This window comes from Paenibacillus sp. MDV22-iso6, assembly GCF_058408365.1.
This window is the reverse complement of record NZ_JBZVDZ010000001.1, coordinates 577,377-591,783: the sequence shown is the minus strand read 5'-3', so window position 1 is coordinate 591,783 and position 14,407 is coordinate 577,377. Positions and strand designations below refer to the sequence as shown.

The window sequence follows — 14,407 nt, the reverse complement described above, 5'->3', positions numbered from 1 at the left end:
ATGAACCAGGTACAAAAAGATATAAGCAATACAAAAACATACAAACAATACAGAAAGGCTGCTTCCCAGCAAGTTAAACTTGCTGGAGAGCAGCCTTTTTAAAATCTTGGATTTATTTTGTGAATTGTTTTGTCAATTGAATAGTTCTTTCGATGAGTCCAGCGGCTTCTGCGCGAGTTGTATTCCCTTTTGGCTTCAATGTTCCGTCTGGATAACCGTTAACAAGCCCATTAGTAATGGCGGCAGCAAGTGCTGAACGTGCCCAACCGGATATTTCAGCGCCGTCGGAGAAGCTGATATTACTGTCTGAATCAGCGATCTGCGCTGCACGAACGACCATTGTCGCCATTTGCTCACGGGTCACCAATTCATCTGGACCAAAGGTGTCATCACTATATCCATTTACAATGCCCAGACCTGCCGCAGTGGAAATTGCGTCTTGCGCCCAATGCGTCGTAGTATCCGCAAATCCTTTGTCAGCAAAGCCTTGCAGATGTAAAGCCTTAATGATAAGAGTAACAAATTCGGCTCTGGTAATTTTTTTATCCGGTCTGAAACTGTTATCCGGATAACCCTGGATCACACCGAGTTCAACCAAATCCATAATACTGCCGGAAGCCCAATGTCCTACGAGATCCGTGAAATTCTTGGTTCCTTCCGGAGCTTGCGTTACGATCTTATCGGATACCAGAACAGCAAACTTGGTAAAATGATTAATGGTTCCCGATACCGTTCCATTCATTTGATCCACTTTCATATTATCGAGTGAAACCCACTTTTGGGCCTGCTCGTTGAACCAATACAATCCCACTATTGATTTGTCAAAGTCCACCTTGTTCTTGTCGAATGGCAAGGTGACAGTTACCGGTTTGCTGAAATTCCCGCTCTTGCTTGCAGTAATCTCATAGACATCTCCGAGCAGTTTCAATGTGGAATCGGTAAACAGATTCAACGTTTGGCTTACTATATTTACGGAAATGACGATGCTGCTCTCCATCGCTCCGGCTGGCACATTGATTTTGACCCTGCCCAAGCTCAACGATCCACCATTCACACTAATCGTTCCACTGTTGGCATTGGTACCCGTTTGATCACCATTCGTTCCTCCAGTTGGAGTTGAAGGAGTCGAAGACATTGGTGGAACCGAGGTGGAATCTCCGGCTCTGACGACAGTTATACTGTAAGTCTTGCTTGATCCATTACGTGCTTGCACCGTAATTGGAATTACATTTTTCCCAACAGACAACCCGAAAGATTGATTTATTCCGTTTGCATAGGGTTCACCTTTAGCAGACAAAGTAGCTTGGCTATCCGTAGCCTTCGCCGTAATACTGATGGAGTCTGTTGCTTGTTCAACATTCAGAGTATACGCCGTGATTGCAGGATTGAATGCTGGAGTCAAAGCGCCTTGATCAACAGATAAATCATCCAATGTGGAAACGTCAATCAGCTTCCCGGTTCGCATATCTTCCTTTACAAGCGCAAAATCTGCTGCGACCTGGTGGGAGTAATCCTCCGCTGCATTAAGAATAAAGTTCTGCAAATCATCCCAGATGGGTACGATATTTGTTACAAAACGTTCCTCAAAACGGTAGTTCAACTCATCGGATACCTTGTCCAAGCGCGAGCTTGCATAAGCGTAAGCCTTGGCTGCATCGACCAAATACTGCTCCAGCTCTTGCTTGTTCTTAAACGGCTTATCCGTGTAATCCCCTTTAAAAGGTGAGACTTCCTTGATCAGATACGAGCGATTCATTGCTTCGAGTACACCCAGATAAGAATCGGGATCAACTGAAGTTTTAAGATAAGCATCTTTCGATAAATTGGCGTCCCGGGTCTGCTCTTTCACGTCGAGCAGAATATCATCCGTATTGGCCTCACTTGCTCCTTCGATTAACACATTGTAGCGTTCAACCCCAATGCTGCCAATTCCCTGATGAATACGGCGTACAATATCCTTTATCTTAAAATAGGCATCGAATTCATCATCGCTCAGATTGAGGAAATTGCTTCTGACTTGCAATTTGTATGCTTCCCAAGCGTCTTGCAGGGAAGATTTCTCCGCATCTGTAGCGGCTTCAAACTTATCGGAGTTGCCGGCAATGTTTAATTTTCCATCAAGTGCCCGCTTCCCGAGCAACTTTTGCAATGCTTCCTCATAAGACACTTTGGAGACTTTGTCCATGACCTCTTTCGTATATGGAGTTACATTGCTTTTGGTCAACTTAGTGTTTTTGGGGCTTATCTCGCTATTAATCTTCATCAGAGTATCCTTATAGGTATCTAGAAAAGTACGAGATACGTCCCGGAAATCGGCGTCCTGCAGATTGGTAATCGCAGAGCTGTCTTTTTCGTATTTGACTACATAAATACTTGTAACAAAGCGAATCAGATCATCATAAAAGCTGCCGATGCCGGAAGAATCCACATCGTTCAAGCTGAACACCATTTGATTAGTACTGTCGTTAAAAGTTCCCACATTCTGAATATGGGCATCGCCTTGCGTGTACGTAAGGATGTCCTTCTCATTCCAGCCTGGAATGACCGAATTCGGTGAAGGAATAAGACCCGCTGCCAGATCAGCCTTGAATAAGGAATGTGTACCACGCAGGAATGTATATTCATTCGCTCCCATGGCGTCACTTCCATATTTATATTCTTTGGTGGCAGGGTCATTAAAACCTGTATTGTCCGCTATGATGCTGTTTTCAACGACATGTTTGCGATTCTCATCAGCAAGAAGTGGTTGACTGTACCGAAGCAGGGGGACGCTGATCACTTCCGAAGCCAGGCAGTCCGGATCCTGCACAGCCTCAGCCATTAACGTCACATTCAACATGACGGAGTTCATGACAGCAGAAGTGGATGTACCCGAAATGGATAGCGTAATTGTACGATCACTGCTTCGGCCCTCAGCCTGGATACTCCAGTCTCCCTCAGGAAGGCCCGTCACACTGTAAGCATTCGAGTCCAATACCCCATCCACGGGAACGCCGGCGCTAAGATTGAGTTGGATCGTGGTATTTAAGTCCTTCGCGCTGTTCATACGAATGTTGGACGATGAGGAGTCCAATGTTGCTACAATCTTATTGGATGGTGTGAATTGAGCCAAAGTTACGGTGTTGTTTCCTTGATACACCGTTAAGGATGAGGTTGGTCTGTGTACTTGATCCCACGCACCAGGGTGAATCTCAAATGTCAGAAGGCTGTCTGAAACCACATTCCCGGTATCGTCTCCAGTTATGGTCACTTCGATCTGATCTCCGTTCGCATTGGCTTCAGCAGTGAATCCTGCCGGGAGGCCGAGCACACTGAAGTCGTCGGATGACCATGGTCCCTGCTTAACCAAGCCTCCAAATGCATTCAACACAATCTTGTTATGTACAGGATCTACGCTCGAAGCCGATTGCATTTCTAACCTTTGATTACTTTCCAGAATGACATAGGCGGAAGTTGTGCTTGAATTGCGAGCCTTCGCCCCTTTGACCTTCTCAAAGTCATTTCCGTTATTCCGAGTGTCCCAGTTGTTTCCGCGATTCGGAAACGCAGCTTCTTTAGTGGATTTCTCCGGATTTAGCGGATCGAACACCAATCGTTGCATGGTGTTTTGTTTGCCAGCTTGTGGAGCCGGACTTCCCCAATAAGCATCTGCATTATATCCAACAAAATCAACCACATGTTGCTGTAAAGCGTCAGCCATCGGATCATTGGCCGTCAACAGTTGTGTCGTATTCAACAAAACCAGCTTTCCATTGTTGTTATCTAGTTTAAATGAAGCTTCAATCGCATCCGGCTGTGGAAGCTGCTCCCCGACATTACCATTGCTGCCAAGCGCAATCAGATAATAACCAAATGCCGGAATCTGGGCAGTCATTGTCCCTAGCTGAGCTACTTTCCAGTTATTCTTTTGGTTATCAGCAAATTGTATAGACCAGTCGTTCAGCGAAACAGGTTCTGCTGTCGGATTATATAGTTCTACAAAGTCGTTGCCGTACACGTCGAGTACGTCGTCTTTTTTGCCTCCATAAAAATGGCTGATCACCACGTTTTTCGCTAAATTGCTGGTATTAAGGTTTTCTGATGCTGCAGCATGTCCGATTCCTGCAAATGTCCAGAATGATTGGATAACCATTACTGCCACAAGGATCGTCGCTACCCAGCGTTGATTGATGTCTTTCAAGTTGTCTAACCCCTCTCCCATATAAAAGCTCAGGCTAGTATATCAACCCAATGTAAGAGGACAGTTAAACTAAAAATTCATAATATTAAAATTGTAAAATCCTTGAATATGTAAAAACCACAACAAATGTATACCGTGGATGATCTTTAAATAAAAGCAAATAAAAGAGCCGCGACTGCTCGCGGCCCCTAGCTTGTTGGATGCGGGAATCTGAATTCCTGCTACCCCTTAAGAAACATTTCCATTCCATTTATACGTCATAGCGGACTTGCCTGGAATAGTGACAACGAAGCTTTGGCTGCCCCATTGGATCTTCACATTTTTCGACGAGCTGGAAGAGTTGTAGGCAACTACCACTTTGGAACCGTCCGGATTGCGGAAAGCCACATTTTTGACTTCAGATCCGGTGTTGCTGTCAATGCGGTATGCATTGGGTACTACAAATTTACTAAAGTGACCCAGCAAATAATATTGTTTGTGATATGTGACATTATTCTCAGGTGCGTCATTACGGTTGTCCGAGTTGCGGATTGTAATCATGCCTTTGTTCGTGTTGTTCGGTGATAGCAATGCTGGACCGTCTTTTTGATCCAGGGCAGCATTCCAGAGAATGATCGATTTGGACCAGTTTCTCGTAATATTAATGAACTCATTCATCATATTATCGAAACCAGATGAGGTACCATTCTGCGGATCATTCCAGTTCCCGAAACCACCCTCCGTGAACCAAACTTCCTTGTCCGGGTGACTGTTATGCATGGAGGTCATTGTTGATCCGTCCCCACTGTCATAATGGTGGAATGCGCTCCCGGATACGTAACTACCCTTGCCTGCGTTCTTCAGATTCGTAATGACCTGGTTCGGGAAGGTCCAGTTCAGAAAGTTATGGTCGAATGCAATAATCTTGGTGTTGATTCCGGCATTGCGGAGTGTTGGTCCAAGATAATCGCCGATAAAGCCCGTCTGATCCTCTACATTCATACCCATGGAAGGATAATGGGATGGCTCGTACATTGGCTCGTTTTGCAACGTAACAGCATAGATGGGTACCCCTTCAGCCTGGTAGGCTTCAATGTACTTTTTGAAATAATTCGCATATGTTCCGTAGTGTTCTGCTTTCAGTTTGCCGCCGTTCAGATTGTTGGAATATTTCATCCAGGCAGGCGCACTCCATGGGGAACCCATTACTTTGATATTGGGATTCTTGGCGATTGCCGCTTTGACCATGGGCAGTATGTAAGCCTTGTCCCGGTCGATCGTGAATTGGCTGAGTGAAGTATCATTTGCCGTATCGGCATAGGTATAGGCGGCCCAAGCAAAATCGGAGCTTCCGATCGGCTGTCTCAATAAGCTAAGTCCAATGCCTGTGTTGCCAAACAGCCTCTCCATCACTTCCGCGCGCTTATTATTATCCAGCTTGTAGTTCATGAGCCATGCGGACGCATCCGTTAATGACACCCCAAAACCATCCATCTGCTGATACGTTTGGTTTTCGTTGACCGTAATGGTAACATCCGCATTGCCTGAGTTGCTGCTGAAGTTTTTTGATGCAATCTTGGTGAGTCTCGCATCTGTTCTAAGCCCCACTGCTGGTTCAGAATTAGGGTCTGAAGTTGAAATCCATACCTCCACCTGTTCACCCGCTGCATGCGCAGTCTTGGGCATATATGAACCATATGAACCCGCCGTTACCAGAAAAGTGGACAGCAACACTAACGCACTCTTTTTCCATATCTTCATAAACATATCTCCTTTGATTTATGATAATTTGGACTGCCGAATATCAAATACTCAAAATGAAATCGATTTCATTTTAAAAATCATAAAGTCCTTTTTTCAGTTATTGCATGTCGTAGTACTTTCACCTCCTTTTTGAAGGGTATCGGAAAAAGATGTAGATCAAAATCTTGTAAGCGTTAACAAAGATATTTATACACTTTATTGGAAAAAATTTCAACACTAAATTTTATTTTTTTATATAAAATTGTAGAAAATCCTGAAATGGACTGGATTCTACGCTCATTCTGCTCCTCATTTCCCCCTGATTGCCATCATATAATACAAAAATGACGTCCTCTGGAGGTATCCCTGGAATGAGCCATGTACTGAGCGCAATTGATGAGGAAATAAATCGGATCATGACTTCCTTGCTTCAACAGCAGCAACAAGATGGTTCCTGGCATTTCTGTTTTGAGAACGGTACGGTAATTGATGCTTATGTCATCATTCTCTTTCGGATATTGGAAGTCCCGAATGAAGCGCTGATCCGGGAGTTGCATGATCGTATCCTTAACGAACAGCAACAGGATGGATGCTGGAAATTGTACGCCGATGAAGAGGATGGAAATTTATCCGCATCGGTTGAAGCGTACTACGCCCTGCTATACTCCGGGTACAGCCAGAGTACGGACGAGCCAATCCAGCGGGCCAAACAGTATATTCAGTCCAAAGGAGGTATTGGAAAAGTTAGCAGCATTTTGACCAAAGCCATTCTTGCCGCTACCGGACAAATGAAATGGCCTTTATCCATCTCTATGATCCCCCTGGAAATACTGATGTTCCCTACCTATTTTCCCATCAACTATTTTGAATTTTCCGGTTATTCCAGAGTTCACCTCACTCCCATGCTCATTATGGCCGACTTGCGCTTCGCCCTTACACCACCCCATGCGCCCGATCTATCTGATCTGACTGACTCACGAAATGTTGGAGATGAGCTAACGACTCCGGGATATCAGGAAATGCAGGACGACATTCTAAGCGGAAGCAGCCGACTGATCGGTAACCCTCGCCACATCCACGACACTGCACGAAAAAAGGCAGAACAGTTCATAATAGAGCGGATTGAGTCTGATGGCACATTGTACAGCTACGCCAGCAGTACAATTCTCATGATCTTTGCCCTATTGGCCCTAAAATACGATAAGCAGCATCCCCTGATTACGAAAGCCATAACCGGACTCACGGCAATGCAGTGCCGTTCTTCAGGAGGTCAAACAACAATTCAAAACTCCCCCTCTACCATATGGGATACGGCCTTAATCACCTACGCATTGCAGGAGGCTTCTCTTACCGATGACCATAAGGCTATTCAACTCGCGGCCTCCTATTTGCTCTCCCGTCAGCAAGATAAAAGAGCCGACTGGAGCATCCATAATCCGAATACCGTCCCTGGAGGATGGGGATTTTCGGAGTCGAATACAATCAATCCAGACGTGGATGATACAACAGCAGCTTTACGGGCTATTCGAAGCTTATCCACTACTCTTCCAACGTTTCAGGAATCCTGGAATCGTGGGCTGAATTGGGTCCTGTCCATGCAAAATAAAGACGGCGGCTGGCCGGCATTCGAAAAAAATACGAACAAGGAGATGCTCACCTGGCTCGCCATCGATGGTGCCAAATCTGCGGCTACAGACCCTTCAGAGGCTGACCTAACGGGACGAACCTTGGAGTACCTCGGAAACTTTGCCGGGCTTGATACCAAGCATGAATGGATCAATCGTGGAACGAAATGGCTCATTCGAAACCAGGAGAAAGATGGCTCATGGTACGGAAGATGGGGCGTATGTTATATCTATGGTACCTGGGCAGCTTTAACCGGTCTTACGGCAGTTGGGCTACCTGCAAGCCATGATACCGTGCAAAAAGGAGCCAAATGGCTCTTAAGCATCCAGAACTCTGACGGTGGCTGGGGAGAATCCTGCCAGAGTGACCGACTCCTGCACTATGTGCCATTAGGGGAAAGCACCCCTTCTCAGACCGCTTGGGCACTTGACGCACTAATTGCAGTCCAACCCCAACCCACACCCGAAATAAATAAAGGCATTCTAAGGCTTATTGCATCAATACATGAGAACGATTGGAGAACCACTTATCCAACAGGAGCTGGTCTGCCCGGGAATTTTTATTCCCATTATCACAGCTATACATATATTTGGCCTCTTGTCACATTAAGTCACTACAGAAGCAAATATGGGGCATCTTAAAAACTTACTTGCGCGGCTATTTTTCAATATTTCAGATCCGGATCAATGTTCATCCATACCTACTCCTACTTCACACAAAAAAGCAGGAAGCTCGTTGAGCTCCCTGCTTTTGTTTGATATAAATTTTATTGAATGATCAAATTAAAGCCATTTTGAATCTGATTCACATTAGGGTTGGCAATGTTGCTTGTTGTCAGATTATTGAAGGTGGCAGAACCGTTACCCGTATAGGTGTAAATTGCTGCACCTTTATGCGGGGTTGTGAACCTAGATGTCTCAATGCCGTCCAGACCAGTACCATTAATGTTGATGTTATTAAACACAATGTTCTGGAAACCGCCGCCGTATCCGAATTGAACAGCACTGCGCTGCGTATTGAGGATGTCAATATTGGTAAACGTTACGTTCTTGATGGAATCATTGGAAGCTTCCAGATCAATAGCTCCGCGTTCACCATTGTACAGATCTTTACTTGTGCCACTGTTAATGATCGTTGTATCGGAGAAAAGAATACCTGTGTTATTTTGGAAATGGTATCCAGGGAAAACAGTGTTCATCCGGATCGCCGAACCACCAACCGTATCAACAATCAGGTTGTTGGTTGCCTTATGTCCGCTGCCACCAAAAAATGCAATGCCTGCTGCGCGCCAGTTATTCTCAATCGTGTTGAACGAGAATGTATTGTTCACACCAGCAGGAGCGCCATTCACGTTGCTGGTCCATACGGCAAGACCATCATCACCATTGTTGCGGACACTGCTGTTGCGTACAGTCGAATTGCTCGTGCCTTGGGCAAAGTTGACACCGTCAGCAAGGTTATTCCGAATACGACTGTTCTCGATCACTAGGCCATCGGCAATGATTGCAGGTGTGTGGGCGTAATCCCCTACCCAGAAACCACATTCAAAGTGCTCGACCCATACGTTGCTGACCTTTGAATTTTTACCGAAATTGTCCATAAATCCTTTGTACACTGCATTCTCGTTATAGCGTGAACGCAGCATGGAATTCATATAAATATTGCTGAAATCCAGCTTGCCCTGCACACGGAAAGAAATCCCGCCTGAGGCTGCATTAGGGTTCGTAAACTGAATGTTCGTATGCCAGATGCCTGCACCTACAATGGTGAGGTTGTTAATCATATTCGTCGGCGTACCAATTTTCCACATATTGCCCAGATGGAACGTGCCCTCAGGGATATATAGAGTCTTGCCTGTAGATACCGCGGATTGGACCGCCGCTTCGAATGCGGCAAGGTCATCTTTTCCATCATTTGCAATCGCACCGAAATCGGTTACAGAGACGGAGTTAGCCGGGCGCGGGATTACCGCTTGAACGGGTTCGATTTCGAGGAAATCCACACCGTATTCCAGGTTATCTCCATTGTTTTTCTGAATACGAATGGTGTCTCCAGCTTTTAGAGGTGTATCTAGTTTCCAGTGCACTTCATCAAAACGGAACAACGGACGTCCTGCACTTGGTGTATCCCCCGGATGATCACTGGAGAAGTACTGCCAATTGTAGTAGGAGGTCAAAGGAACCGTTTTGGCCTTGGTCCCGTTAACATAGACGTCAAGTGCGCCGTTAAGACCCATGCCATCTGTGGAATCCGGCATCGTGAATCGCATGGTTACACCTGCGCCTCCCTCCCCTTGTCTAACCGTCCATTGTGCATAGGAACCGTTGGAAGGAAGAGCGATATAGCGCTGTCCAGAGGCTTCCGAAGCCGTCAGAGCCTGATCAAAGGTCGGTGCGGATTTCAGTGTGGCACTGCCACCCCGCGTAGCATCATCCGTATCATACCGGGTATAAGGCATGCTTGCACCACGGGCTGAATATACGTTCAAACCTGTTGTAACGACGTTATTCGTTTGTTTGACCGGAGCTTCATTATTGTCCACTGCTACGGTAGTTGTCACATTGTAGTTACCAGTTGCAGCAGTCCAGGTACCTACATTGACATTGACCGAAGCTCCAGGTGCTAATGTACCGGTATAGGAACCACTATACGTCTGAAGCGTTGCTCCGGCAGCGTTCTTGAGAACCACTGTAACTCCGTGTGCACCACCTGCGGAGGCCATGTTGCCTTGATTTTTCAGATTAACTGTAAATGTTACTGTACTGTTTGCTGTAGGGGTTCCAGGACTCCAAGAGACCGTGCCTACCAGATCAGAACTTGTAATCGGTGCAACCACCAAAGAAGAGGAGTGTGTGTAACTGTTGTTTCCTTCATTCTCTTCGATAATCTGGTTATTCTCATCTACCTTGGCACTGAGCGTATATGATGCAGCTGCTTTATTGCCAGCATTAAGCGAGACCGTAGTCGAAGCCCCTGCTTGCAAAGCAGCTACTGGTGAGGAACCCGCCAGTTCATTGTTAAGATAGAAGTTGACGCTAGAAGCTGGAGAAGCGGCAGAACCAATGTTTTTGACGATGGCATTAAGGGTGATGGCATTGTTCTCCACTGGAGACGATGGAGACCAGGACATACCTGTAATCGTCAGATCAGGATTGGGTGCAGGTGTACCGAATACCTGAAATTCAGCAATTTGCCCGGCAGGAGCGCCCGAGTTCGTGGTAATGTTCAGTTGCAGACGTTTAACCGTGGCTGTAACGGGAATGGTCACCGTGTTACCGGAAGCCGGGTTGAATGTATATGATTGGGCGGAAACCAGATTGCTGAAGGTGGTTGTATCCTGGTTATGTCCAAGTACTTGAATGGTCTGTGTTCGGGTGCTCCAGACCGGATCCGGGTTCAGTTTAAGTACAATGGATGTAATCTTATGATTGGAGCCGAGATCCAACGTCAGTGAGCTTGGATTGCTGCCTCCTTCCCAGTACGAATTGATATTGTTATCGTTAGCATTTGCAGCTACAAAGGATAAAGTGCTGGACGATGCAGTAATCGACTTGCCGATGGCGATGTTGCTTCCCTCTGTAGGGATGATTGGGGGATCCACAGGATCGGGGCCAGGTAGCGTTGGTCCCTCACTGCCTGGGCCGTAAATTTCAAATGTCGACAGTTGAGCTGCCGGCCACTCGGAATTGCCCGTTACGCTTAAGCGAACGAACCTTGTCTCGACAGCAGGAAAATCGATGGTCACCGAGTTCTCCCCAACTGATGGATTAAATACATAATCCGCAGAACCTACGATATCTGTGAACGATGAACCGTTCGTGCTGCCTTGCACGGTTATCGTTTGGGTTCTCTTTTCCCACACTGTCGGAATCTTCAATACAATTTGGTCAATGTTGGTGTTGGCGTCAAGATCCACTTGAATCCATTGGGGGAACTCACTATTGGTACTTTCCCAATAAGTTGCTTGGTTATTGTCAATCACATTGGTCGGGCTGTATGTTTGGTTGTACCCGCTCGCGGTAACCTGTTTGTCCTGTGCCAGATCCGGTCTTTCGGCTGCTGATACAGGAGATGGAAATCCGACAGTCAGGAATACGTTCGAGATCAGCATCGTTAATACGAGTGACCACACAATGTACTTGTTGCGCAAATTCAATTCCTCCTCAGGTTATTAGCAAAATGGATTTTCAAAGAAAATGGACGGTTGATCTGCCTAATTCTTTCGCTGCGCCGATCATCACCCCCTTATCAAAGTACAAAACAAAAAAATAGAAAACTCATACAACAACATGGTTACACGACAGTATTGCGTGGTCGCTACTTAACTTGAGGAGTTTCTTGGATAAACTGATTTGATTTTCTGCTTGGATTTGTCATCTCTGGAATAGATTAAGTATAAACCGCTTCCAATTCTCCTTATCGGACCCCTAGAGACGGTATTCGGACTTCTGATGTTCCTTTTTGGATGTTTACGAGCAGCCTTAAGGCTTGCGAACAGAAAATACATCGTTATCCAGACTTTCATATGTGCATTTCGGACTTTTGAACCAAAAGAGGGAAATATTTATATTTTTTTTCAAGAGATGGATTTATACTAATCCTTTCGTGTTTGTTCTGGATCTGATGACCAGCTTCTTTCAAACAACAAAAAGCACGGATTGATCCACTTAGGGTCAATGCGTGCTTTTTATTAAATTCATGCAGTGGAATACTTAATTTTGGACACACGACCTAGTTCAGGCCAAAGCCACAAACGAGCATAAAGCCTAGAATGGACAACACAATAGAGCCCAGCAATCCTGCCAAAAAAGGTTTCTTGCCCAGACGACGGAAGGTTGCAATATCCACACCCAACCCCAATCCAGCCATGGCCATCGCGAGCAGCATATAGGAGAGAACCAGAAGCCCTGAGATCAACTCTTGCGGAATAATACCCAACGTGTTTAACCCACTCATAGCCAGAAAACCGAAAATGAACCAGGGTACTGGCAATTCACGCCAGCGGATTCCTTTAGATGATTTTTGCTCTCCCCCGCGCGCTTGTCGTCCACTCCACAAGCCAATGATCAGGGCAATGGGCACCAACATAGCGACCCTAGTTAGCTTCACGATGACTGCCATATCCAGTGCTGTTTGCCCTCCAGGTGCAGCCCCAGCGATGACGTGTGCCACTTCATGCAGTGTAGCGCCTGTGAATAGGCCATATCCATTCACACTTAAACCCAACACCGGGTATAGCAATGTATAGGCTAAAGTGAAAATTGTGCCGAGTATCGCCACTGTGGCCGCACCTACTGCCGTTTCTTCATCTTTGGCCTTGATCTGTGGCGCAATCGCGACTACTGCCGCTGCACCGCAGATGGCTGTTCCACAAGCAGTCAGCAGCCCTATTCGTTTGTCGATCTTTAACCACTTGCTCAGTCCGTAGACAACAAAAATCGTGACAACAACATTGATTGCCGCTAGCGCAACGACTTTGTATCCTGCATGGACAATATCCATAAGGTTCAGCTTCAAACCCAGCAGGATGATGCCAAACCGCAGCAATCGTTTTCCCGAAAAGGATATCCCTGATTGCGCGGTCAGCGGAACGCCACGCACCGCCCGGTACAAGATGCCAAGCAGAATTGCAATAACGAGTTGACCCATGATATTTAAGAGCGGTAGATAACCCAGCAACTTGGCGATAAACGAGAGCAGTAAAGTCAGTCCGATCCCCTGCAGAAATCCCCTGTTCCTAACACCTTTTATGTTCTTAACGAATCTCAATTGTGTCTGTAAAATCATAGCTCTACACTTCCTTATGGGATAAAGTATATCCTCACTATAGAAGCAGACAGGAAGGAAGTGAAATATGAATCTGCGATCCTAATCATTATAAAAACTTATGATTAGTTAGGTATCTTATGCTAAAATGAGCTCAATAGGCTTATAACTATAAAAACACACTATTCAAATGAGGAATTCTAATGATAACTGATGCGTTAAAGGTCTTCGTTACCGTTGTGGAACAAAGCCATTTCTCCAAGGCTGCAGAACTGCTAAACTTGTCCCAACCGGGGGTGAGCCTGCATATCAAAAATTTGGAGAATGAGCTGGGAGCCAAGCTGCTGCATCGTTCTCCAAAGCAAGTTTCCCTGACTGAAGCGGGGGCAATCCTCTACAGGCATGCCAAAGTCATTCAGGCCCGGTACGATGAAGCGCGGCAGGAGATTCAGATGCTGCGGGATGAGGTGACCGGAAGCATTCAGATCGGGGCCAGTTTCACCATCGGTGAATATATTTTGCCTAAGAAGCTGGCAGAATTCGCATCACAGTATCCTCAGGTCAACATTCAGGTTACGATTGGCAATACTCAGGAGATTCTGTCTGCGGTTAGGGGAAATCAGCTGGATATCGGATTTGTGGAGGGTGAAGCGCGAGCCTCGGCAGACCTTGACGTTATCCCTTACATGAAGGATGAGATGATCGTAGTAGCTCCTTCCGGTCACCCCCTTTCCGGTTCCGTCGTGGTAGAGCAGAACTTGCTTCAGGATCAGGTCTGGGTTCTTCGTGAGTTGGGTTCGGGAACACGCGCGTTTAGCGATCATTTTATGGAACAGACTGCAATCCGTCCGAAGCGGTCCTATGTTTTCACCAGCAGTCAGGGTGTGAAGGAAGCTGTTGCTGCGGGACTCGGAATTGCAATGGTATCCAGATGGATTGTTCATAAGGAGTTGGCAACCGGGGAAATCGAAGAACTGCGAATTAGACAGCTGCATCTGGAACGCAGCTTCTCCATCATTCGCCACAAGGAACATTCACATTCCATGGCGCTTGATGTTTTCTTGCAAAAGCTTCTTTTTGTCAAAAAAAAGGGTTGAAGGCTATTCGCCATCA

General features: G+C 46.1%; 6 protein-coding genes. 2 read left to right on the top strand and 4 right to left on the bottom strand.

Annotated features, from left to right (window positions below; genetic code table 11):
• Positions 1-112: 112 nt before the first annotated feature.
• Both AC4PM4_RS02520 and AC4PM4_RS02515 read right to left on the bottom strand, forming a co-directional pair.
• Entirely contained in the window at positions 113-4,180 is a 4,068-nt protein-coding gene (locus tag AC4PM4_RS02520; RefSeq protein WP_491612658.1) for an S-layer homology domain-containing protein, read from the bottom strand.
• A 228-nt stretch (positions 4,181-4,408) separates the two neighbouring features.
• Positions 4,409-5,920 (bottom strand): glycoside hydrolase family 30 protein, encoded by a 1,512-nt coding sequence (locus AC4PM4_RS02515; protein ID WP_072732756.1) that lies wholly within the window; start codon positions 5,918-5,920, stop codon positions 4,409-4,411.
• A 353-nt stretch (positions 5,921-6,273) separates the two neighbouring features.
• Between AC4PM4_RS02515 and shc the strand changes: the two genes are divergently transcribed.
• Complete coding sequence (gene shc / locus AC4PM4_RS02510; protein ID WP_491612657.1) at positions 6,274-8,169, top strand: squalene--hopene cyclase; 1,896 nt, start codon at positions 6,274-6,276, stop codon at positions 8,167-8,169.
• 125 nt (positions 8,170-8,294) lie between these two features.
• Here shc and AC4PM4_RS02505 read toward each other — a convergent pair whose 3' ends face one another.
• Positions 8,295-11,639, bottom strand: coding sequence for a discoidin domain-containing protein (locus AC4PM4_RS02505; protein WP_491613062.1), 3,345 nt, complete (start codon positions 11,637-11,639; stop codon positions 8,295-8,297).
• A 620-nt stretch (positions 11,640-12,259) separates the two neighbouring features.
• Positions 12,260-13,315 carry a YeiH family protein gene (locus AC4PM4_RS02500; protein WP_491612656.1) on the bottom strand — a complete coding sequence of 352 codons (1,056 nt, stop codon included), beginning with the start codon at positions 13,313-13,315 and terminating at the stop codon, positions 12,260-12,262.
• Between the two features lie 182 nt (positions 13,316-13,497).
• Here AC4PM4_RS02500 and AC4PM4_RS02495 point away from each other — a divergent pair, with 182 nt between their 5' ends.
• Positions 13,498-14,391 (top strand): LysR family transcriptional regulator, encoded by an 894-nt coding sequence (locus AC4PM4_RS02495; RefSeq protein WP_491612655.1) that lies wholly within the window; start codon positions 13,498-13,500, stop codon positions 14,389-14,391.
• Positions 14,392-14,407: the final 16 nt, after the last annotated feature.